We start from the raw sequence: 22,668 nt of genomic DNA on the forward strand, positions 1-22,668 counted from the left end.
CATGTCTGCATTTCCGCAAGGATTTTTATGGGGTGGAGCCCTGGCCGCCAACCAGTCCGAAGGGGCTTGGCGCGAGGGAGGGAAAGGTCCGGCAACGGTGGATATGATCCCGCACGGCGCAAACCGTCTGCCGGTAAAACTGGGGCTGGAGAAGCGCTTTACGCTGCGCGACGATGAATTTTATCCAAGCCATCAGGCGATCGATTTTTATCATCGCTACAAAGAGGATATCGCGCTGATGGCGGAAATGGGCTTCACGGTATTCCGTACCTCCATCGCCTGGAGCCGGATCTACCCGAACGGCGATGAACCGACGCCCAACGAACAGGGTATCGCCTTTTATCGCGCAGTGTTCGAAGAGTGCCGGAAACACCGTATCGAACCGCTGGTGACGCTGTGCCATTTTGACGTGCCGATGCATCTGGTCACTGAGTATGGCTCCTGGCGTAATCGCCAAATGGTGGATTTTTTCACCCGCTACGCGCGTACCTGTTTTGAAGCGTTTGACGGGCTGGTGAAATACTGGCTTACCTTCAATGAGATCAACATCATGCTGCACAGTCCGTTCTCCGGGGCGGGGCTGGTGTTTGACGAAGGGGAAAATCAGGAGCAGGTGAAATACCAGGCCGCGCATCATGAGCTGATCGCCAGCGCGTTGGCCACCCAAATCGCCCATCAGGTGAACCCGCACAACCAGGTCGGTTGCATGCTGGCCGGCGGCAACTTCTATCCATACTCCTGCAAGCCGGAAGATGTGTGGACGGCGCTGGAAAAGGACCGCGAAAACCTGTTCTTTATTGATGTGCAGGCGCGCGGCGCTTATCCGGCCTATTCCGCCCGCGTGTTCCGCGAAAAAGGCATCAGCATTGAGAAGATGCCGGGGGATGATGAGATCCTGAGAAACACCGTCGATTTCGTCTCGTTCAGCTATTATGCCTCACGCTGCGCATCGGCTGAGATGAACGCTCACAATACCAGCGCGGCGAATATCGTTAAGTCGCTGCGTAATCCGCACATTGCGGTGAGCGAATGGGGGTGGGGCATCGACCCTCTGGGGCTGCGCATCACCATGAACATGATGTATGACCGCTACCAGAAGCCGCTGTTTTTAGTCGAAAACGGCCTTGGCGCGAATGATGAAATCAACGCTGACGGCGAGATTATCGATGATTACCGTATCAGCTATCTGCGTGAACATATTCGCGCAATGGGCGAGGCCATAGAAGATGGTATTCCGCTGCTGGGTTATACCTCCTGGGGTTGCATCGATCTGGTTTCCGCGTCCACCGGCGAAATGAGCAAACGCTACGGCTTTGTCTATGTTGACCGTGATGATGCCGGCAACGGCACGCTGGCGCGTAAACGTAAGAAGTCGTTCTGGTGGTATAAGAAGGTGATTGCCAGCAACGGGGCGGACCTGGATTAAATTCGTCGCCGGGGTTTCCTCTTTCTCTCCCCGGCCTTTCCCCTATCGACGGCGAATTCAATCGCCGATCCCGGCGGTTTGCCGCGTGGCCCAGAGGCCTCCGGCCAGGGCGATAACGGCCAATACTATCGCGAACAGCGTTGCGCCCGATGCCAACCCCACGGCATCGATCAGATAGCCGGTCGCTACCGGCAGCAGCGCCGCCGGAAGATAGCCGCCGATGCTGAGTACGGCATTTGACTGTGCCCGATGGCTATCCGGTACGTGTAAGCCAATCAGCGTCAGTCCGCCCAGTTGGCCGAGCCCCTGTCCCGCGCCGGCGAACAACGCGGAAGCGATAAGCGCCGAAACCAGCGAAAAGTGAATGGTCAGCGCCAGAGTGGCCATTGAGAGAATCGTCACTATCGCGCTGGCCGCGAAAATACGTGTGACCGGCCATTGTCGCAGCGCAAACTGTGCGCCGACCGCGGTGAAAAACATGGCGCAGGCCATGCCGCCGATGAGTAAAGGGCTGCGTACGTCAAGCAGGCGTATCAGCAGCGAGGGGCCTAACGACAGCACGAATGACGTCGCGGTGATCCCTGGCCCGAAGGTGGCGATACCGCATAGCACATGACGCCTGTTGGCGGCCGGCACGTGCGGCAGCCGCAGGCGCAGGGGACGCGCCGCCGGCGTATGGCGTACCGGAAGGCGCAAGACGACGACCAATGCGCTTAGCAGAATCAATGCCTCGACGGCGAAAATCGGCTGTACAGGCTGCGCTAGGATCTGGCCTAACCCGCCCGCCAATAGCGGGCCCAGCCCCGCGCCCAGCACCATCGCGATGGAGGCGATCAACGCCGCCCGGCGCCTGTGCTCGACGGCGCTGGCATCAACGACCGCCGCCATGCCGGCCGAGACGATCACACCCACCGCGACGCCCGTCAGCAGCCTGCCCACGGCGAGCATGCCGATAGACGTGGCGTAGGCGAACAGACCGCATGAGAGCAGTGCGGCGATCAGGCCTGGCAGGAGTATTGGCTTACGTCCATAATGGTCCGACAGTTGTCCCGCCACCAATAGCGTACCTAGCAGTCCGGCGATGTAGAGCGCGAAGATGACGGTCAGCATGCCGGAAGAAAAGCCCAGTTGCTCCTGCCAATGGACGTAGAGCGGGGTGGGCGAGTTCGACAGCATGAACACCGCCGTGACCATCCAGGCGGCCGCCCACATGCGTGCCGTAGACGGAGAAGCGATGCCGGATGCGCAGGTATTTCTGGTTGCGGAAGAGTTTGCCATGATGTTATTCCTGTACGAGATTTCTCGTACTGTATAGCAGTTCGAAAAAATTCGTACAAGTGTTTACGATGAGTTTATTATGAAAACGAAACCCGATTACACCTTGCTTGAGAAGAATTCCGTTACGCCCGCCGGCCTTCCTCCGCCGTTGGAGGAGCCGTCGGTAGAGAACCTTCGGCTGGAAACCATTATGGGGGCGCTGGCCGATCCGCTGCGGATGACCATTGTGTATAAACTGATGCGGGATTCAGATGCCTATGACCACCCTTGCGGCTGGTTCGGTTTTGATCGGCCCAAGTCGTCGCTGACGCATCATTTTAAGGCGCTGAGAGAAGCGGGCGTGATTCGCCAACGGCAATATGGTCTTGAGCGACGCAGCCGTCTGCGCCGTGAAGATCTGGATGCGCGTTTCCCTGGGTTATTGGCGCTGGTGGAAAACTGGCAGCCGCCTACGGATTAAAAAACGATCTTTGGTATTTTTCTCCTTGCTTGGCGGGCGTGGAGCCGCGCGGTCGCGCCTGCGACTTGCCGTACCCCGCGGTGGTGGCGTTTGAACCACCCTGCGTCGGGCGCGCGCAACGACGTGGCATGAAAAAGCCTTTCTTTTCGCGCACGAAATATTCTTCGATATGACATATTCCGATTTATGGGGAGCCTTCAGGGTTTTGGCGGGATTAATCTATAACGATAGAGGGAATGGCAGACCACCGCATTCGGAAATTTATCTCATTCACATTGGGAAATGATTATTAATCTATTTTCTGCTGTGCCGGCATGTCATTATTATCCGGCTTTATATTATTAGGGTAACGGTATTTCTCTGACGGTGAAATTGAATATATATATGTAACCGCGTTGTTATAATAATATATAAATAAAGACGTGTCCGTGATTGTCAATACCATTTATTTAGCGAGTAACTTACGGGAGATCATTGATTCAGTGGTTTTCGTCTATATACGTTCGATATAAGAAGAGTGGGTTACTATAATGGCGGCGAGGACGGCATACCTGGATGCGCCCATTAATAATACTGTTCGAATGATATATTTCGTATTCGTTATCAGGACACATGAAAAATATGTTTAAAAAATTGTTTCAACCCGAAAAGATTAACCAATGTATTATTCCAAATCGACTCGTTGTTCCGGCAATGGTCACTGACCTTTGCAACGTAGACGGCACCGCGACCGATCGTTACATCGCCTATCATGAAGAGAAAGCAAAAGGCGGATGGGGACTGATTATCACAGAGAATTATGCGGTGAATGAACACGGCATGGGATGTGAGCACATCGGCGGTCTTTGGCGAGATGAACAAATCCCCGGCCATAAGAAATTAACCGATACCATTCATCAATACGATAGCAAGATTTTCGCACAGATTTATCACGCTGGCCGTCAGACTTCCCATTTAGTTAATGGTGGTGTGCAGCCCGTTGCGCCTTCGGCCATTCCCTGCCCGGCATTGCAGGAAATGCCCAAAGAGTTAACGGAAGTTGAAATTCAGCAGTTGGTAAAAGATTTTGGCGATTGCGCCCTGCGGGTAAAAAAGGCCGGTTTTGACGGCGTGGAAATTCATGCCGGTCACGGTTATTTAATTGCGGAATTCTTATCGCCTTATGCGAATAAAAGAACGGATAAATATGGCGGTAGCCTGGATGGCCGAATTCAGTTTTTAAAAGAAATCTATCAGACGGTGCGTCTGGCGGTTGGCGATGATTATCCCGTCACGATTCGTATTTCCGCCGACGAAGGTTTTGTCGGCGGTCGCGATATTTCTGAAACCCGCGTACTGGCGCAAATCTTCGAAGATTGGGGCGTTGATGCCCTGCACATCACCATGGGCGTGTACGGCGAGCACAGTAAATCCTGTACCGTACCGCCGATGTATGTCGGCCACGCCTGGGCGGTCTCTTTCTGCGAAGAGCTGAAAAAGATGGTCAATATTCCGATTATCGCCGTTAACCGAATCAACGATCCGCGCATGGCGGATAACGTTCTGGCCATGGGTAAAGCCGACTTTATCGCCATGGGCCGCGGCTCGCTGGCCGATCCGTACCTGCCTAAAAAAGCCCAAGAAGGGGATACGGCATCCATCCGTTATTGCCTGGGTTGTATGCAGGGCTGTCTTGCCAGCCTGCCGCTTGGCGTGCCGTTCACCTGCCTGGTGAACCCTTCCCTTGGCCGCGAAGCCGAAGTGGACTACAGCAAGGTTAACGATCCTAAACGCGTTTACATCGCAGGCGGCGGCCCGGCCGGGCTGGAAGCCGCGCGCATAGCGGCGGTGCGCGGTCACCAGGTTACGCTGTTTGAAAAAAACGGCCATCTGGGCGGGCAGTTCCGTTCCGCCGCATTTCCGCCGGGTAAAGGCGAACTGGCGACCTATACCGCCTGGCTAGTGCGCGAGTTAGACAAACTGAAAGTCGATATTCGTTTAAATACCGAACTGACGAAAGCGCTGGTTGAAAAAGACCATCCGGATACCGTCATTATCGCGACCGGCGGGACGCCGTCCGTTCCGCCGATCAAGGGGATCAAACAGTCTCATGTGGTGTTGGCAGAGGATGTTTTGCTGGGCAACGTGACAACCGGCAAGCGCGTGGTGATTGCCGGCGGCGGCGAAGTGGGCGGCGAAACCGCGGCGCACCTGGCTATGCAGCAAAAAGAGGTCACCATCGTTGAAATGCGCGATCGGGTGCTGCAAGAGCTGGATGGCGTCAGCAAACGCTATCTGATGGCCATACTGGACGAGTATGACGTTAAACAGTATCTCAACACCAAGCTGTGCGAAATCCGCGAGAATCAGGTCGATCTGGAAAATGCGGAAGGTCATTTCTCCGTGGATGCCGATACCGTGGTGATTGCGCTGGGCTACCGCCCGGTAAATAACCTGGTCGGTCAGTTGGATGGTATCGTGGATAACACCATCGTCATCGGCGGCGCGGTGAAAACCAGCAACGCGCTGGTTGCCGCCAGAGAAGGCTTCGATGCCGGTATGAGCATCGCTTAACGCTGTAAACATGAGTGGTTGAACTAAAACCCCCGCGCTTTTTTCGGCGGGGGTTTTTTGCGCGATGTGGGGAAGGGCGGAGGGCGTGGTTGCGTATGATGAAACTCTTTTTACCACCCCCGGCGACAGAAACGATCTATTTCATCTGATAACAGATACATTGAATCTATGACGACATTTGCACCGGCATTTTCGAGTTTTTCTTTATGATTTATGTAGGTATGTGACCCCCCGGTAAAGCCGATGACATACATGCCGGCCTTTTTCGCCGCTATCACGCCATGTATGGAATCTTCAATTACCATGGTTTTATGCGGCGTGGATTGCAATGTTCCCGCAGCACTCAGGAAGATATCCGGCTGGGGTTTCGAACGGCCCGGGCCGAGGTCTACGGCTGAAAATATATTAGGGGAAAATAGAGGCTTTAATCCCACTAGCGATAACATAAAATTGAGTTGTTCTTTGCTTGAATTTGAACAGATACATTTCTTTGTGGATATCTTGCTGATCACCTCATACGCTCCTGGAATGGGGGACAGCTTTTCTGCGAACTGTTTTAACAGGGCGCTATGGAAATTTTGATTAATGCTAGCGGGGAGATCAACACGTTTATTGATTTTGACTTTATTAATAAGTTCATCCCATAAAAGCCCGCTATATTCGGCGGTGAATTCTTCAAATCCGATATCTACGCCATGCTTTTTTAAAAGGGATCTTGTCAGGTTTATACCAATGATTTCTGAATCCACCAGTACGCCATCACAGTCAAATATCAACAAATCCAGTTTATCACTCATGAGTTTTACCTTAACCGGCTTCTGGCCGCGGACTATACAATCCACCGACGGCCAGATTACCAAATTTTCAATCAGTTATTTCGCTTTGTATTTTGCCAGCAATGCCTGGATATCCCGCAAACGAGACACTGCAATTGATGATAGTTTTTCTTTGGAAACATTGCGATCGAGGGAAATACAATCTTTCCACAGTGAACGCCCGGCGATAACGCCGGAAGCGCCATTTCTTAGTGAACTATCAACCTGCTTTAGGAATGTACTGTGATCGACGCCGGCGGATAAAACGGCCCAGGGAATATCACCGCATATTTCAGTGACTTTAGCGCAGGCCTCTTCTGTGCCGGGATAAGGGATTTTCAGTACCTTGGAACCGCATTCGATACATGCTTTGCAACCCTCTTGGATCAGCTGCGGAATCTTGCGCTCGTACTCTTCCTTGCTTTCATTTTCCAATTTGTAAGTAAGGAACTCAACGACCAGGAAAAGGTCTTCACGCGAGAAATCGGCAATAACATCGCGCAGCGTCGCCAGGTTGGCGGTATTGGCTTCGGGCGTATCCATACGTAAATAGATCATGATCTTTCCACCGGTAGCGCCCAGTTCACGGACTTTGCGAGCGTCGACGCCTGCAACCATTTTTGAAATGCGATAACCCTCAGGCGTTGTTTCCCAGCCAGAGGCATCCAGACCGACAAGAAGCCCCGTATTGCGCGGCAAAACGCCTTCATCAATAATGCCAGGCACGGCGCAAATCGGATCAACCAACACACATCCCGCTTCTGACGCCAGATACCTGGTGATGTCGTATTTTGTTTTTCCTAACGTCTCATTGCTGATTTGAACCTGTTCTTCCGGGGTGGCCGCTAACAGGGTTCTCATGCCGCCACGTTGATCGCAGGCTACAACCATCATTGAACCCGTGGGGTCACAAATCATTTGGTAACCACGACGTTCTGCAGTTGACATTCTGTTCATTGGTTAACTCCTCATGCAATAGATATTTATTGAAGACGACGTTTAAATTAAGCGGCTTTTAACCCATGAAATGAGTTCTTCATTATTCATTCCTTTATCTTGGTCAACGGTATATATCCCGCCGACTCCCATCGGTTGCGCGTGCTCTGCTAAAAGCATTAATTCAGGAATATATTCTTCACCCGGATGTCCTTTGACACGAGTCGCGCAACGGAGCTTATAGCGTTTCGCAACGAGTTCAGGTGATATTTTATTCCAAACTTCTATAGCGATTTTTACCCCGCACCGGTCAAGATAATCCGATAAAACAGCTTTATCGCGGAATCCAAACCATGCGTCCATAACAAAAACGCTGTCCTGTGGAGATATTTTTACAATATTGAACATAGCCTCATAGGCGGCATATCCAAGTTTTCTATTTAATGGCCTGTCGATTATTTCAGAGAACTGAACCATAAAGGGTTCTTTGATCTCATCGATACTCAATATGGGGAAATCAAAATATTCAGAAATAATTCTGGATATTGAGCTTTTCCCAGATGCCGGTATGCCATTAACTAAAATCAGTTTTTTCATAATAACCCAATGATTTCATCAATAGTTGTGGCTTGCCTGATTCGAGATAGCGTATCGTCCTTATCCAGTAGATTTACGATCGATGCAATGCCATCAGTGATGTGTGAATCACTGTTTATTCCGCCAAACATGATGATAATATCCACTGGTTCACTGCCATTAATTGATATGGGATGACGGAGCGTTACCATGCTAAAGCAATTTTCCAGCACTCCGCATTCCGGTCTGGCATGAGGAATTGCGATACCTTCGTCAAAAACGTAGTATGCTCCATATTCCAGAGTGTTATTAATGATGGCCTTCGGATATTCTGGCGTAACAAACCCACCATTTATTAATGGTTTTGCCGCTTTCTCAATAACATTTTTCCATGAGCCAATATCTACGTCGACCTGAATATATTGGTTTTCTGATAGAAAATTTTTAATGCTCATAAAACCTCATATATTTTTGCGAATGGTATTTCTTAGTTCATCGATTTTTACGAAAACATCATCAACCTTATTTCGATGCCGAGTACTGTTTGAGAAAAGCTGAATAGCCTGATTGTATTTAATCATCAGCTGTTTCTGCGTTGCATTATCAGCAGGGTTTTGTGATAAACGTAATTCCAGATCCGATAATTCTTTTTCGATTCTTTCTACAGACTCATCATTTTCATTCTCTCCCTTTGATTCGCCAGGATTAAAGAGTTCTTTCAATTTTGAGAACATAATGCCTCCTCACCTCTTTTAGAGGTGACGTGATTTCTATCCAGTTATATCAGGAAGTAATGATCAGACTTCTTTAGTCAGTTTTCTGTTTGCTAAATATGCAATGATGGCGACAAAGGCGATAAACCCAATTACGAATGGCCAATCATTCTGGAATGCATAACCTAATATGAGACCTGTACTTATCACATCTGAATCACTGAATGTTACGCCGATGAAGCCGAATGTTTCGAGTAAAGGGACTAAGATTGCCGGTAGGAAAGTAATAAATAGCCCGTGAACGACGCCGCCGATAATCGCGCCTTTTCTTCCTCCCAATGCGTTGCCGAAAACCCCGGCGGCGCCACCGGCAAAGAAATTAGTCAACATGCCAGGAAGGATCATCGCCAAACCAAACATGGGGAAAATGATCATCCCAAGAATGGACCCCACGGTCGTTGCCAGAAAGCCGACGATGACGGCATTAGGCGCATAGGGGAACAATACCGGGCAATCGAGCGCGGGTTTCGCATTGGGCACTAATCGCATGGCAATACCCCGAAAAGCAGGAACTAATTCATTAAGGAGTAAGCGCACGCCGCTATACAATACGAAAACACCGGCGACAAATTGCATGGATTGCATGAATGAATACATCAGGTAATTCGTTCCATTAGCAAACTGGGCAATATATGTCGGACCTGCGAAAATGGCTGGAATGAGATACATCGGTATCATTATTACCGCCATAGACAGGTAAGTGTCCTGGAGAAACTTAAAGTTATCAGGTAATGCCAAATCTTCTGTTGATTTTGAGTTTTTACCGATTGCCCGTGCAACCGCGGCCTGAACAAGGTATCCGATAGTACAGAAGTGACCTAATGCGACGTCATCGGAATCCGTGATTTTCCGTACGATAGGCTGAGCCAGTGCCGGCATTAATACCGCCATTATTCCGCCAAATATCCCTCCGGTAAGAATCAATGTCGCACCTGTAAGCCCTGCTTTATACCCAATAACAGTACCAATGGTCGCCATCCACAGTAGTGCCTGACCGGTCAGGAAGATATATTTAAAGGGGGTAATTCTCGCAATGATAATGTTAACGACGAAAATTACCAGTAGCGTAAGAGCCACTTGCGAACCTAGCTCACGGTTTGCCAGTCCGGCTATTGCCGCCACATCCGTAATATATCCCTTCATACCGAAACCGCTGGTGAAAATATTATTAAGGAATGTCAATGTTTCAACAATGATATTGATGCCTGCCATCATTATCAGAAAGCCAAGCAGCGTTTTGAATGTTCCCTCCAGGGTTTTTCCGACAGATTTTTTTTGTAGGATTAGGCCAATCATTGCTATTAAAGCAATCAATATGGAAGCCTGACCCAATAAATCCTTCACCAGGAAATTTATAATAGCATCCACTTCATCACCTCATCTTTCAGATTGAGTTAATATAGGCTAGAATTTTTTCTTCTATTTCACGCTTGTCTGTCAGTTTATTTAATATGATTACCTTTTTTTTATCCTCCTCACTGGCGTCTGAATTTAAAATATCGGCGAACACTTTTTGTGTGAGAATAATGTCATATTTGAAAGATGAGGCTTCTGAAACGGTTGTATGACTGATATCAGCTTCAATATCTAATTTTTGCAATACGGATTTTGCGCTCATTTCAATGGCAAAACTCGAACCGAGGCCGCAGCCACATACGCAGAGTACTTTAAGCATGTCATTACCTCATATAAGGTTATTTACTTTGGCAAGTTTGTAGATGTTGCTATCTTTATCAACGAGTCTTTTATCCGAGTTTTCAAGATCGATCGGTATAGCTTTATTATTGTGATTGATAACAATTATCTTATTTGTCAGGTTGGTGTTTATACATCTGACGACTTCTTCGGCCAGAATGGCGCCTTGTATAATTTCCTCGCCGGTTGGAAGGCCGTTTCGTAAGCCATATCCCAATATAGTTTTTCTTATTCTGATGCCAATTTTGTGCTCTATTTTGCCAATCATGGTATCAATGGCTCCCTGAAAGCCAGGCGTGTACTCTTTGGTATATCCCTCCGAACATAATATAATTACGCTATTCTGTGTCTTTATCTTGCTCTTGATCTTTTCCGCGAGAACATCAATATCCCATGGATCTTCAGGAATAAGAGCAATATCAGCATTGCTTTTCAATGCCGCCTGCAAGGTAAGTTCACCACAATACCCACCAAGCAGTTCTATCATAAACACTCGACCGGGTAATCCGCGGCCAGTATTTCTTAATTTTCCAACCTCACTGATTACCTGCTCACACGCTGTGGAAAATCCTATGGTGTAACTATTGCCGGTAATATCATTATCAATGGTCATCCCTATGCCGTAACAATTAATGCCATACCCGCTAAGCGTTTTTAAAAACTGAAATGAGCCATCTCCCCCCGCCATGATAAGAGCATCAATCTTTCTTCTATGGATATTCTTCGTGATCTGTTCATAGTCTGATTTTTTACATTTATCCTCTTTTCTGCCCGAAGTAATCAAAGGTACCGGCGATATTGAAAAATCGACCAAATCTCTCCAGGTAATCTCTTTAAATCTGTTTTCTATTAACCCGTTAATACCCCCGTCAAAAATCACTATTTCAGATTCGGTCATCCGGCAAACCTGAAATAAAAAGTTATTGATACCGCTGACATCACCACCGCTAATGACTAATCCTATTTTCATGTAGCGACCTCATGAGAGAAAGTAAACGTGAATGTAGATTTAATGTTAATGATGGAATAATTATTTTTTTCGATGGATATCACATTTATGCAATGTCGTAGACCCTTGTTGTGTATTGACATCACTTTTTTTGGCTAAAATATGTGATGCGTATCACTCTATTTTGCTCGTGGCTTTTTAAAGAAGAGGGGTAATTTATTGTTTTTTATTGTCTTGTTTTTCTACAATCCAGTTTCTGCGGATGGGTTATTTTCCTGGGAATATCACTTTTTATTTTTGTGATTTATTTCAAAGTTATTTCTATTCCGCCCCTTAAACGAACCGCATTTCGCTGATTCGGCGGGAGGACAGGTTCGTGAAATGGAGGGAAGGGCGGACGATGACTTTTCCCTCGAAAATGACGCATAGCATCACATCCTTGTTTTTCCGCCGCTTCCCCGGCCGGTTATCGGTGACTACAGCGTAATGCTGACGGTTAACGGCTTCCCGGCGGATAATTGACCGGTACGGGCTTTTATCCAGAGATTGCCGTTATCATCAACACAGGCCGCTTCACCCTGATACGAAAACAGCTTATCCGTCGACGCCGCCATGTTGTCCACCCTGGATGCGCCGATAGCGATGCGGCGCGCGGAACGCTGGGGCGACCGGATGCGGAAATAGATAAATTCGTGCAACGGATAGTCGTATTTGCGCGGGGTAACACTGATAACCTGGGTTTCTCCCTCAGCCGCCGCATGCTGGCGCGCCTGATGAATATCGATAACGGAAAAAACGCCGTCCCGCTCCGCCGAACGCGTCACGCCGCCATCGTCCCAGTATAGCTGGTGATCGCCCGCGGCCTGTTTCCCCACCGGGTAAACCGACAGAACGAGCGGCTGTTTAAACTTATCCATTACCTGAATATTTTTAAACGCGGCTTTCAGATCCGACTGGCTATGGCGTTCAGGAATAATAGCGCCTTCGCGAACAAACAACGGCAGCTCGGTAATATCGGCGCTCACCTTGATGCGTTTCCCGCCCTCAAAAGGATGTTCAATATCCACCGTATCTTCCAGCACGTTATATCTGTACCAGTTGATGGCCTGTCCCTGTGCGTCTTTGGGGAAATAGATCTCTTTTTCAACCGTATATGACGCCGCGCCGTCCTTGGGACTGCGCGTCAGAATCGGCGCGACCAATACCGAGCGATCGATAAAGAACTGGGTGGCGAGAATGTCGCGGTTGCTTTCGCTGAACACCTCTTCATCCCCTTCCCACAGGCTCATGGCTTGAATCACCGGGACGCCGATTTGGGTACTCTGGTACATCGCATCATATAACAGGTGATGCCAGCGGACCCGGAAGCGGATAAAGGCGGCCATGATATCGCAGAAGGTGCGGCCTCCTTCAGCCGTTACCGCTGACGTATAGTGATAAATTTCCTGATACGGTTTCATCGCATCGTAGTGGTTACGCATCCACGGCAGTAAACAGGCGGCCTGTATCCAGCGCGTCATCAGCTCCTGTTCGCAAATGGCGCCGATATCAACGTCCTCGGCGCCCAGAACCAGCCGGTCGTAAACCATCGGGTTGTGATTGCGGTTGCGTTTATCATTGAATAATGTGCTGCCGGGATCCTCCGGCGCTTCGCCGGGCGCAAAACCGCCGACGTCGGTGCCGGCAATCGGTAATCCCGACATGCCCAGGTTAAGCAGCATCGGGATCGTGGCCTGAAGGTGGTGCCAGGTTGAGGCATTGTCGCCGACCCAATGCCCCGCGTAATGCTGTAACCCCGGATATCCGCTGCGGCAGATAACGTAGCTGCGCTTATAGCCTTTCAGCAACTCTTCGTGAGCGGCCAGTCCATACTCATAGGTGGATTTTGCCAGCATATAGGCATGAAAATTGCGCAATTCCACGAACGGCGTTTTGCGGCCGTCGCCGAAACGGGGATCGGTCAGATGCAGTTGGCCGTGAAAGCTGCGCCAGTTGAAGGTATTGGTGCGCCTTCTGTCATCGTCCGGCGCTTCGCCGGTCAGCGACCAGCCGAACTGGTTGCGGGGCGACTCCGTATCGGCGAAGTTTTTCCCATCTTCGACGTGAGGCATGGCATCGGGAACCGTCATATCCTGCCAGACGAATCCAAGGCCATTCTTCAGCAGATAGGCGTACTGATCGCCCCAGAAACGGGCGGCGTCCGGATTGCCGTAATCAGTGACCACCGCGCCGATCATATCCCGCTCTGCGGTTTGCGCGTTGATGCCGTAGTCGAGAACCAGCACGTGTTGATCGGGGTAGTTAACCTCGCCGATGCGCGTGTAGGTCAGGCCCGGATAATCGCTTTCATTTTGCGGGCCGCGGAATTTGGTAATATTGGCTTCGCCTTCATTCTGCACGCAGTAGCCGTTGCGGATAAGACCTTGCGCGGTTTCATACTGTTTCTTCGCCTTGTCGCCGGGCTGATAGGCAGCCTTATCGGCCCGGATAAACGGCGTAATATTGGTTTGGCATTGCAGGTTGAACTGCGCCGCCCAGTCGAAAACCGATAGCCCTTCACCCGCTTTCCCGCTAGACCAAAAGCTATCCTTGATGGTGAAGACTTTTTTGTCTTCCTGAATGTCGATATCGATCCCTAATCCTTCTATCGGGATATTCTCCTGACGATAGCCTTCGACGATATCCTCAACATAGACTTTCAGCGGATCCTGTTCTCCCTGTGGCCGCAGCAGACCGGGAAAACCGTATTTAGCCTGAAAATAACCAAAGATATATTTGGGCGGCATGGTGGCCCGATCGTTAAGCGTCGGGCCGATTTTCGCCTCGGCGCCGAGGTTGCCCCGTCCCATTAGATAGGTAAAGGCGTCCAGCACGCCGGCCGCTTGTTCTGCGAACATATAATGGCAGTCGAATTCTCCCTGCTGCACCCCGGCGTCAACCGCCGTTTTGTCGCGGGAGGCGTTTTTGAAGGAAAAATAACTCTGCCCGGTGTTATCCAGGAACACCCCCAGAAACTGCTGGCGTTCGTTAATGCTGGCGCGTTCGATATAAAACGGCGCATTAAGGTACAGCGGGACATTGGCCGTGGCTTTGAACGCCTCCTTATACGGAACGCTGCGCGGGAAGACTTCGGGCTGGTTGTACCAAAGGTTGTCGTAGTTGTAGCAGGTGACCTGCGCGCCGTTGTGATCGAGTTGGGAGAAACCTTGGTAACCGTAGCACTCATCTTTGGCGGTGCCGGTCTCCGGGTTGTGTTTGCCGGTCAGGTTGTAGTGCAGAATTTCTCCCAGACCGAAATAGTGCGTTGCGGACTCCGCCTTGCGCTTCATATTCGCGACCGTGCCAACGCCGGGTTTGGCATGAAACAGCGGGCCGGATGAAATATCGGTGACGGCGCCGTCGGCCAGACGCTTGACCTGTATCGCCAGCGAGTCGTCTTCGGCTCTGACAAACTGGATTTGTATGGCGCGCAGTTGGATAGCGGCGCCGTTACGATTCCAGCGCAGGATCGGTTTGTAGCCCGCCGCCTGTTCGTGTTGACGAATATGGCTAAGACGTTCGGCCACTACCGGCCCATAAACCTTGTCCGGATAATCCGCTATTGATGCGGCGGAAGGGGAGAAACGCACTCTAAAGGCGTCTTTTTCGCAGGATGTGACCTGTAGAATAAGGCAGACGTCGCGTTCGTTATTTTCCGCCCCTGATTTGGTTTTGGCCTTGGCGTTAATGTAGATGGTCCAGTCTGTATCGAATCCTTTGGGCGAGTGGGGTTTACCATCCCAATTTACCGAATACAGTTCAATATCGTCGCCAACGGACCATTCCTCAACCGGCACATAATCGTAGGTGTTATAAGCCCGCCATTCGTTCGGAAGTTCTCTGTTATTCATTATTACGCAATCCTTGGTTGTCGATTAGCTCTTGTCTACGGAACGATGGAATTCAAAGGCAATCCAGACGCTATCGGTGTCGGCGTAATATTGATGCGGCGGGTAATGGAAACAGGGATTGTCCATGCTGGCGTTTTTACAGATATCAGACTCGCCTTTCCAGGCGTCGTAATCTTTAACTAAAGGCATGGGTAGATGAGTATTGCCGGGCGCCAGCCTGAACTCTTCATACATTTCCGGGAAGGCTTTTCCCGTATCGAACGGCGAGAACATGCCGCCTTCCGGCTGGATAACGCGTTTACCGGCAATGGCTGCGCGGGCCTTGGCCATATCGGCGTATTTCTGCATGCGGCCAAAACCGATCAACTGCGTATGCACTTCGAGGAAATTGCTGCCGTGCGCCGCGTGGATCCCGGCGTCCGAACCGGCCGGCAGCCACCAAAGGTTGGCGTATAGCTCATAGGGCAAGGTCTTGCTGCCGGCGGGAGCGGGCAGACCAACCAAATGCCACGGGTTGACCTGAATCTGGTGGGCCAGGTGGAGCTGGCTGGATATCCAAAGCGGCAGCGCGGGCGACCCTGCCGGAAAACCGTATTTGGCCCATTTGGTCTCTTGCGAGAACACATCCGTCTCAAGGTTACGGGTGCTGCGTACCTGAACCAGCGAGACCAGACCGTTTGCGGAGGCGTCCGCGGTGGTAATTACGGTTCCGGCTCTGATAATCACGCTCTGGAGGGAGGGAATGGCACGGCGCAACGGGGAGTCATTGTGGAGGTCGTTGTTTACATCGGCGCTGGCGGAGACAAAAACAGGCTGCGGGCCCAGGTTGGTTAATATGACATCGGCATTATCCTGCTGAGCAAACAGACTGCCGGTATCAAATTCGTGCAGGTTACTGACCATCACCCCTTGCAACATGCTGCCGTTGAACGGGTATTCCGATACGATGTTTTCTCCTTTGCCCGGCTTGATGGTTACCGTCTGCGGCGCGGCGGGGTTCGCTTCCGGCGCCAGTTGTTTATTAGGGTTTTCACAAGAGGCGGCAATCACGCCGGGAGGACAGGCGGTTGGCGCAGGTTTGCTTGCGCTGCCGCCTGCCATGGCCTTGTTCGCCCCGACAAGGGCCATGGAACCGGCGACGCATCCGCCATACATAATGAATTTTCGCCGGGATAGCGAATGTCGCGGGTCTCCTTTTTCAGCTAACGGGAGAAGGTTCGCCTTTGGTTTTTTCAAACGAATTTTCATATTGGCCTCTAATTATTTCTTAGTTAACAATTCTTTTTATTTGCGCGTAGCGTCGCCTGTATCGAATTTTGCCGTCATTTTTTGATTCTTTTTATGGCTCAGCGGCCAGGCAACGCATGCAATCAGTCCGTCGGATAGGTTTCGCCAGGCGCAACTTATTCCGTAAAGGATAATTACGTTATAAATATGGAAATAATTTTATAGGAAGTTATTCACTGGCTAATTATTTCATTTTGTTGTTGATGCGTCACGGCGGATTAATTCGCCAGGCGCGATAGCTACAGAGGTGAATATTGATTGGTGTACGAATTTTATTCATAGACGGCAAGTAAACAACTTATTGATTATGGCCTGCTGGAGCGACTATTTTCCGCACAGAAACATCGCTGCTTTTTTATGATTGGATTATTCTTTTTCCACTCGGCATTTTAGCTTCAGGGAAATGTAATTCCCTGTCCTTAATCAAAAACTCACGGTATATCATCAGAAATGACATGTTTACTCGCTTAAATATCATTTCTTGGGTTTGAGAATTAAACACTATCCATTTTTCTGTAAAGTCATTTTTAATGAATGATAGGTATTTGATTTTTTAAATCATCAATAATGGTAACCGAATGTAATAAATAAAATTACTGTGATTTATTATGATCATCCTTATGAAATAAAGGTAAGCGCATCTTGTTAGATGTTAACCCGCTCACAGTTCTGATCGAATAGCCTCTGTAAAAAAGGGCTGTAACGTTTCAGCTTAAGCGTAATTTGTTGAGTGGAACATCTTCACAGATGAGGAATTAACATGACCAAGATGCATATCCGTGAGCTGGCTGCGATCGTATCATTAGCCAGCGTTGCGCTGTCCGCCCAGGCAATCCCTACGGAACATGACGCAAAATGGTGGAAAGAAGCGGTTGTTTATCAAATATACCCGCGCTCTTTTAACGACAGTAACGGTGATGGTATTGGCGATCTCAACGGTATTACCGAGAAGCTGGATTATCTAAAGAACCTTGGGGTTGACGTTATTTGGCTGAGCCCGCACTTTGATTCGCCCAATGCCGATAACGGCTATGATATCCGCGACTATCGCAAGGTTATGGATGAATTCGGCACGATGGAAGATTTCGATCGTATGCTGAGTGAAATTAAACGTCGTGACATGCGCTTAATTATCGATCTGGTGGTGAATCATACCAGCGACGAACACCAATGGTTTAAAGAAAGCAGGAAGTCGAAAGATAATCCGTATCGTGATTACTATATCTGGCGGGATGCGCGTGATGGCGGAGCGCCTAATAATTACCCCTCTTTCTTTGGCGGTTCGGCCTGGAAAAAAGACGACGTGACCGGGCAATATTACCTGCACTATTTTGCGGAAAAACAGCCGGACTTGAATTGGGAAAATAAGAAAGTACGGCATGAAGTGTACGATATTATGCGTTTCTGGCTGGATAAAGGCGTTTCAGGTTTTCGTATGGATGTGATCCCCTTTATCTCCAAGCAGGATGGCCTGCCGGATTTGCAGCCAAGCGAATTATCGCACCCGGAATTAGTCTTTGCGCATGGGCCGCGTATTCATGAGTATTTGCAGGAGATGAACCGGGAAGTGTTGTCTCGCTACGATACCATGACGGTGGGGGAAGCCTTTGGCGTGACATTTGCGGACACGCCGAAGTTTATCAACGCTGATCGCAATGAGCTCAATATGCTGTTTCACTTCGATGTCGTCCGTCTCGATCGCGACAACTGGCGCAAGACCGCATGGACGTTGCCGGCACTGAAAGAGGCGTATCAAAAAATCGATCGGTCAGGGCGTTTGGGATGGAATACCAGTTTCCTGAGCAACCACGATAATCCGCGCGCCGTATCGCATTTTGGCGACGACAGCGATCAATGGCGCGTGGTATCCGCCAAGGCTCTAGCTACGATGATGCTGACCCAGCGGGCAACGCCTTTCCTGTATCAGGGCGATGAACTGGGCATGACCAATTATCCTTTCAAGACGGTGAAGGATTTCGAGGATGTTGAAGTGCGCGGGCTGTGGAAGGTGCTGGTTGAAAGCGGAAAAGTGCCGGCCGACGAGTTTCTTGAGCACATCCGCCAGACCAGCCGCGACAATGCCAGAACCCCGATGCAATGGAATACGGCAATCAACGGCGGCTTTAGCAAAGGAACCCCGTGGCTGGCCGTTAATCCCAACTATAGCCAAATCAATGCCGCCTCTCAGATTAACGCCCAGGATTCGGTCTATAGCTATCATCGGGAATTGATTGCATTAAGGCGTCAGACCCCGGCATTGATCTATGGCGAATATAACGATCTGGACCCGCAGCATAGTAAAATATTCGCTTATACCCGCACGCTAGGCGATCAACAATATCTGGTCGTGATTAATTTCACCCACGATAATGTCGAATGGGACATACCTAATGGTAAAAAGGTTGTCAAAACGCTAATCAGCAACCGTAGCGAACAGGCGGCCGCGCCGGGCGAAAGTCATCTAACGATGAAGCCCTGGCAGGCGGCGATTTTCCAACTGTAGCCGATTGCTGCCTTTATACAATGCCTCCGCTTCCGTGGAGGCATTGCCCAACTTTCGTGATTGCCATGGCATCATCGCCGATTCCCGCCCGCCGTACCCGCCGTATAGAGTGTGAGCGAAACACCCGGTTTAACCATCTGTTTAAACCGCCGACGCTCAGGATGGCAACGCCTTTTCAGACACGTCATCGCTTGTGATTTTCTTCTTGCGGACGACGCTGCTATTCTCCCTTTATGCTTTGAATTTTGCCTAAGGAATAACGTTATGACCACGGTTCTCCTGCTGGATTCTCGTGCTGAGGAAATTCGCTCGGCGTTGCATGATGACGGCTCATCGATTGAGCTGGTGTTAGCGGATGGAACAACGGAACAGGCGGACAGTTGTTCCATCTGGCTCGGTGAGCCGGATGCCGCCGCGGATCTATTGGCGCGGGGGGCCAGACCGGACTGGCTGCAATCCACCTGGGCGGGATTTAAGCCGCTCCTGGCCGAGGGGCTGCCGCGTGATTATCGGCTAAGCCGGGCGGTAGGCGTATTTGGTCAGCCGATCGCCGAGTATGTGATCGCCTCTCTGCTCAGGCATGCATTACAACTTGGCGAACGGCAACACAGCCAGGCCAGACGGGAATGGAATCACCGTTTACCGGGGTCGCTGGCCGGCAAAAAGATACTTATCGTGGGGGCTGGCGAAATCGGCTGTGAAGTGGCGGGGTTCCTGCGGCCTTTCGGCGTTGAACTGCATGGCGTCGTGAACACGCCCCGGCCGTTGCCTTATTTTAAGCACGTTACGGGGATGAACGGATTGCAAACGGCGGTACAGGATGCCGACTATGTGATTAATCTTCTGCCCGATACCGCGGCAACGGCGGATATCTACAATTCCGCGCTGTTTGCCGCCATGAAAACATCGGCCCTGTTTATTAACGTCGGCCGGGGAACCGCAGTGGTTGATGCCGATTTGCTGGCGGCGTTACGTAATCAGCAACTCGCCGGTGCGGTTCTGGATGTTTTCAGACAGGAGCCTTTGCCCGAGGCTCATCCATTTTGGCGGGAACCGACTATTACGATCACCGGGCATATTGCCGGCCCGATGGTTCCAACGCTGCTAGTTCGCCTGTTTCTGGATAATTTGGCGCGTTTTCGGCAGGGAGAAACGCTGCGAGGGGAGGTCGATTTTTCTAAAGGGTATTGAATCCGCTCAGGTTATAGGACGGTACTGATGAATCGTATTTTCGTGGAAAAGCGCTTGTCAGCATCTGTCGATTGAGACATAATGCCGTCCGCCGAATGAATGTATCGTCATAGTATTCATAGGGTTATGTCGATTTTATGGTCAATGTATCACTCTTGGTCCGCCAGTTTGCTTTTCTGTGTGACTGAGAGATAATACGTCCGGTAATACGTCCGGTAATACGTCCGGTAATACGTCCGGTAATACGCGGGAATAGCTCAGTTGGTAGAGCACGACCTTGCCAAGGTCGGGGTCGCGAGTTCGAGTCTCGTTTCCCGCTCCAATTCTTGTTCTATAGATGTCCACAGATGTCTGTAGGTCTATGATTCAACAGGGTAATATCTCTGTTGAGCATCCAGCGAAATCCACTGAAAACCACCGTCAACCACGCCGAAGTAGTACACAAATTAGTACACGAAAATCGGGTGCGTTATCGATGCGGATTGTTTGCTGAGTCGTTTCCCTGTGCGCGGTACACCTCTCTTCAGCACTGAAGGAGGCATACCCGATGGCGTTAACCGATGCCGTTGCCCGGCAGGCCCGCACCACCGGCAAAGCCTATACCCTGAACGCCCATTGATTTCCAGCGCCCACTCGCCATGCCGCTCATAGAGCATATAGCTACTTGCCTGATGGCGAATGCGCTCGACCAGTTTTACGGCAAGGTCAACGGGGCATGTGTGCCTACAATTTCCTGCTGATAATGCGGCTAGCGGGATGCGGGCTCTTCCGAGGCCTGCTGCGTTGCGATGGCAATCAACCGCCGCTTGTCGATTTTTCGGGCGGCGGTCAGCGGCCATTCTGCGATCGTCTCGATCTGATCCGGTATCTTGTAGTCACTTATGCCGCACTCTCGCAACGCCGTTTTGATCAGCGCCGGATCAATTGACTGGCCTTTGGGCTTGATGAAGGCGCAGATCCTTTCGCCCAGCAGTTCGTCCGGAACCCCCACGGCAACTGCGGCATGGACGCCATGCAATGCGCTCAATGCTTCTTCCACCTCAGCGGCAGAGATTTTCTCACCGCAGCGATTGATCTGTTCCTTGATACGTCCCTCCACGATCAGGTTGCCGCGCTCGTCACGACGAACCAGATCGCCGGAGCGGTAGAAACCGTCCTCGGTGAAGCTCGATGCGTTCTGCTCCGGCGCGCGGAAATAGCCTCGGATCGTGTAAGGGCCGCGCGTCAGGAGTTGGCCGATTTGCCCCCCGACCACATCGCGGCCATCTTCATCGACGATTCGGACTTCGTCATCCGGCGACAGTGGCTGCCCTTGCGTGTGAACGATGGTTTCCAACGAGTCGTCCAAGCGTGTGTAGCAGAGCAATCCCTCGGCCATGCCGAAGACCTGCTGCAATTGGCACCCCAGTACGCCGATCAACTGCTTTGCCAGCCCGGCCTCCAGACGAGCCCCGCCGACCTGAATCACCTTCAGGCTCGACAGGTCGCTGTCCTCCCATTCGCGGCCTTCCACCCACAGCTTGGCCAGCGGCGGAACCAGCGCCACGTGCGTCACGTGCTCTTTCTCAATGAGCGGCATGGCCTCGTCGCAACTGGCAGAGGTTGATGTTATCACCTTCCCGCCGCACTGGAATGTGCCCAGCGCGCCCGGTGATGCCAGAGTGAAATTATGCGCGGCCGGCAGGACGGCCAGAAAGACCGTATCGCCAGAGAATTCGCACTGTCTGGCCGACGCGCTGAAGTTGTAAAAATAGTCCCAATGGGTGCGGGGAATCAGCTTCGGCGTCCCCGTCGTTCCCCCGGAGAGCAACAGCAATGCCGTATCCCGTGCATTTTGCGTCGGCCAGGGACATTCCGGCCCCAGCAGGTCGTTCAGCATGAATACTTCCCGTTCGCTGGGCCTGGAATTGCCATCCCTGACGACAAACCGCAACGACTCATACCTGTCCTGCATCTTTTTCGCAATCGCGAGAAGATCATGCTCTCCAACGTCGCCGGGAATGAAATAGGCAACCGGGCGGGCGAGCGCCATCAGCGCATCAATGTCCCGTTCCCGCTGGTTGGGCATCGCCATCATCGGGATGGCGCCCAGCCGCAGCAAGGCGAAAAACACAATGAAGAAGCCAAACGTGTTGGGCATCTGCACCATTGCATACTCGCCAGGCCGCAACCCGGCGGCGTACAGACCGCCGGCAAGACGTTCGACACGCTCTTGCAACGCCAAATAGGACAGACTCTCGCCGGCCTCATTGGTCAGAGCGGTACGGGCGCCATATTCACGAACCCATTGGGTAAGGCAGTAGCTCAGAGGAAATGATTCGCTATCGTGGTTCATC

General features: G+C 50.9%; 17 protein-coding genes and 1 tRNA gene. 6 read left to right on the forward strand and 12 right to left on the reverse strand.

Features of this window, described 5'->3' with window-relative positions:
* The first annotated feature begins 1 nt into the window (after window position 1).
* A complete protein-coding gene (locus tag ACN28R_RS22010) occupies window positions 2-1,426 on the forward strand; it encodes a 6-phospho-beta-glucosidase (RefSeq protein ID WP_095835472.1) in 1,425 nt (474 codons plus the stop codon).
* Between the two features lie 57 nt (window positions 1,427-1,483).
* Here the strand turns inward: ACN28R_RS22010 and ACN28R_RS22015 are convergent, their stop codons facing one another.
* The gene (locus ACN28R_RS22015) at window positions 1,484-2,704 is read right to left on the reverse strand and encodes an MFS transporter (protein ID WP_220701792.1); all 1,221 of its coding nucleotides are present in this window, start codon (window positions 2,702-2,704) and stop codon (window positions 1,484-1,486) included.
* Between the two features lie 79 nt (window positions 2,705-2,783).
* On the opposite strand from ACN28R_RS22015, the gene ACN28R_RS22020 reads away from it, so the two are divergent.
* Together ACN28R_RS22020 and ACN28R_RS22025 are read left to right on the forward strand one after the other, a co-directional pair.
* Complete coding sequence (locus ACN28R_RS22020) at window positions 2,784-3,164, forward strand: ArsR/SmtB family transcription factor (RefSeq protein ID WP_095835474.1); 381 nt, start codon at window positions 2,784-2,786, stop codon at window positions 3,162-3,164.
* Between the two features lie 621 nt (window positions 3,165-3,785).
* Window positions 3,786-5,717, forward strand: coding sequence for an oxidoreductase (locus ACN28R_RS22025; protein WP_048639784.1), 1,932 nt, complete (start codon window positions 3,786-3,788; stop codon window positions 5,715-5,717).
* A gap of 110 nt (window positions 5,718-5,827) precedes the next feature.
* Here ACN28R_RS22025 and ACN28R_RS22030 read toward each other — a convergent pair whose 3' ends face one another.
* From ACN28R_RS22030 to ACN28R_RS22075, 10 genes are all read right to left on the reverse strand, one after another.
* Entirely contained in the window at window positions 5,828-6,514 is a 687-nt protein-coding gene (locus ACN28R_RS22030) for an HAD family hydrolase (protein WP_095835475.1), read from the reverse strand.
* Between the two features lie 75 nt (window positions 6,515-6,589).
* Window positions 6,590-7,489, reverse strand: coding sequence for a tagatose-bisphosphate aldolase (locus tag ACN28R_RS22035; protein WP_095835476.1), 900 nt, complete (start codon window positions 7,487-7,489; stop codon window positions 6,590-6,592).
* Window positions 7,490-7,531: 42 nt separating this feature from the next.
* A complete protein-coding gene (locus ACN28R_RS22040; RefSeq protein ID WP_048637346.1) occupies window positions 7,532-8,065 on the reverse strand; it encodes a P-loop nucleotide/nucleoside kinase family protein in 534 nt (177 codons plus the stop codon).
* Complete coding sequence (locus tag ACN28R_RS22045; protein ID WP_048637347.1) at window positions 8,062-8,499, reverse strand: PTS sugar transporter subunit IIA; 438 nt, start codon at window positions 8,497-8,499, stop codon at window positions 8,062-8,064. The genes ACN28R_RS22040 and ACN28R_RS22045 overlap by 4 nt, the downstream gene beginning before the upstream one ends.
* A 6-nt stretch (window positions 8,500-8,505) precedes the next feature.
* Window positions 8,506-8,778 carry a hypothetical protein gene (locus tag ACN28R_RS22050; protein WP_048637348.1) on the reverse strand — a complete coding sequence of 91 codons (273 nt, stop codon included), beginning with the start codon at window positions 8,776-8,778 and terminating at the stop codon, window positions 8,506-8,508.
* A gap of 63 nt (window positions 8,779-8,841) precedes the next feature.
* Entirely contained in the window at window positions 8,842-10,185 is a 1,344-nt protein-coding gene (locus ACN28R_RS22055; protein WP_095835477.1) for a PTS sugar transporter subunit IIC, read from the reverse strand.
* Between the two features lie 16 nt (window positions 10,186-10,201).
* Window positions 10,202-10,492 (reverse strand): PTS sugar transporter subunit IIB, encoded by a 291-nt coding sequence (locus tag ACN28R_RS22060; RefSeq protein ID WP_095835478.1) that lies wholly within the window; start codon window positions 10,490-10,492, stop codon window positions 10,202-10,204.
* A 9-nt stretch (window positions 10,493-10,501) separates the two neighbouring features.
* The gene (locus ACN28R_RS22065; RefSeq protein ID WP_048637351.1) at window positions 10,502-11,482 is read right to left on the reverse strand and encodes a 6-phosphofructokinase; all 981 of its coding nucleotides are present in this window, start codon (window positions 11,480-11,482) and stop codon (window positions 10,502-10,504) included.
* A gap of 455 nt (window positions 11,483-11,937) precedes the next feature.
* Window positions 11,938-15,351, reverse strand: coding sequence for a TIM-barrel domain-containing protein (locus tag ACN28R_RS22070; protein WP_095835479.1), 3,414 nt, complete (start codon window positions 15,349-15,351; stop codon window positions 11,938-11,940).
* A gap of 24 nt (window positions 15,352-15,375) precedes the next feature.
* Complete coding sequence (locus ACN28R_RS22075) at window positions 15,376-16,599, reverse strand: hypothetical protein (protein ID WP_222103760.1); 1,224 nt, start codon at window positions 16,597-16,599, stop codon at window positions 15,376-15,378.
* A 799-nt stretch (window positions 16,600-17,398) separates the two neighbouring features.
* Between ACN28R_RS22075 and ACN28R_RS22080 the strand changes: the two genes are divergently transcribed.
* From ACN28R_RS22080 to ACN28R_RS22090, 3 genes are all read left to right on the forward strand, one after another.
* A complete protein-coding gene (locus ACN28R_RS22080; RefSeq protein ID WP_095835480.1) occupies window positions 17,399-19,141 on the forward strand; it encodes a glycoside hydrolase family 13 protein in 1,743 nt (580 codons plus the stop codon).
* Window positions 19,142-19,405: 264 nt separating this feature from the next.
* Window positions 19,406-20,332, forward strand: coding sequence for a D-2-hydroxyacid dehydrogenase (locus ACN28R_RS22085; RefSeq protein ID WP_095835481.1), 927 nt, complete (start codon window positions 19,406-19,408; stop codon window positions 20,330-20,332).
* 246 nt (window positions 20,333-20,578) lie between these two features.
* Window positions 20,579-20,654, forward strand: a tRNA-Gly gene (locus ACN28R_RS22090).
* Window positions 20,655-21,080: 426 nt separating this feature from the next.
* Here the strand turns inward: ACN28R_RS22090 and ACN28R_RS22095 are convergent.
* Window positions 21,081-22,667, reverse strand: a complete 1,587-nt coding sequence (locus ACN28R_RS22095) for a (2,3-dihydroxybenzoyl)adenylate synthase (protein WP_095835874.1) — start codon at window positions 22,665-22,667, stop codon at window positions 21,081-21,083.
* Window position 22,668: the final 1 nt, after the last annotated feature.

It is taken from the genome of Brenneria goodwinii (genome assembly GCF_002291445.1).
Lineage (GTDB): Bacteria > Pseudomonadota > Gammaproteobacteria > Enterobacterales > Enterobacteriaceae > Brenneria > Brenneria goodwinii.

Excerpts from the sequence above, each read along its gene's own strand:
- ACN28R_RS22015 (WP_220701792.1), bottom strand. The coding sequence starts at position 2,704 with ATGGCAAACTCTTCCGCAACCAGAAATACCTGCGCATCCGGCATCGCT.
- ACN28R_RS22080 (WP_095835480.1), top strand. The coding sequence starts at position 17,399 with ATGACCAAGATGCATATCCGTGAGCTGGCTGCGATCGTATCATTAGCC.
- ACN28R_RS22060 (WP_095835478.1), bottom strand. The coding sequence starts at position 10,492 with ATGCTTAAAGTACTCTGCGTATGTGGCTGCGGCCTCGGTTCGAGTTTT.
- ACN28R_RS22050 (WP_048637348.1), bottom strand. The coding sequence starts at position 8,778 with ATGTTCTCAAAATTGAAAGAACTCTTTAATCCTGGCGAATCAAAGGGA.
- ACN28R_RS22020 (WP_095835474.1), top strand. The coding sequence starts at position 2,784 with ATGAAAACGAAACCCGATTACACCTTGCTTGAGAAGAATTCCGTTACG.
- ACN28R_RS22025 (WP_048639784.1), top strand. The coding sequence starts at position 3,786 with ATGTTTAAAAAATTGTTTCAACCCGAAAAGATTAACCAATGTATTATT.
- ACN28R_RS22035 (WP_095835476.1), bottom strand. The coding sequence starts at position 7,489 with ATGAACAGAATGTCAACTGCAGAACGTCGTGGTTACCAAATGATTTGT.
- ACN28R_RS22040 (WP_048637346.1), bottom strand. The coding sequence starts at position 8,065 with ATGAAAAAACTGATTTTAGTTAATGGCATACCGGCATCTGGGAAAAGC.
- ACN28R_RS22030 (WP_095835475.1), bottom strand. The coding sequence starts at position 6,514 with ATGAGTGATAAACTGGATTTGTTGATATTTGACTGTGATGGCGTACTG.
- ACN28R_RS22045 (WP_048637347.1), bottom strand. The coding sequence starts at position 8,499 with ATGAGCATTAAAAATTTTCTATCAGAAAACCAATATATTCAGGTCGAC.
- ACN28R_RS22065 (WP_048637351.1), bottom strand. The coding sequence starts at position 11,482 with ATGAAAATAGGATTAGTCATTAGCGGTGGTGATGTCAGCGGTATCAAT.
- ACN28R_RS22085 (WP_095835481.1), top strand. The coding sequence starts at position 19,406 with ATGACCACGGTTCTCCTGCTGGATTCTCGTGCTGAGGAAATTCGCTCG.
- ACN28R_RS22095 (WP_095835874.1), bottom strand. The coding sequence starts at position 22,667 with ATGAACCACGATAGCGAATCATTTCCTCTGAGCTACTGCCTTACCCAA.
- ACN28R_RS22010 (WP_095835472.1), top strand. The coding sequence starts at position 2 with ATGTCTGCATTTCCGCAAGGATTTTTATGGGGTGGAGCCCTGGCCGCC.
- ACN28R_RS22070 (WP_095835479.1), bottom strand. The coding sequence starts at position 15,351 with ATGAATAACAGAGAACTTCCGAACGAATGGCGGGCTTATAACACCTAC.
- ACN28R_RS22075 (WP_222103760.1), bottom strand. The coding sequence starts at position 16,599 with ATGAAAATTCGTTTGAAAAAACCAAAGGCGAACCTTCTCCCGTTAGCT.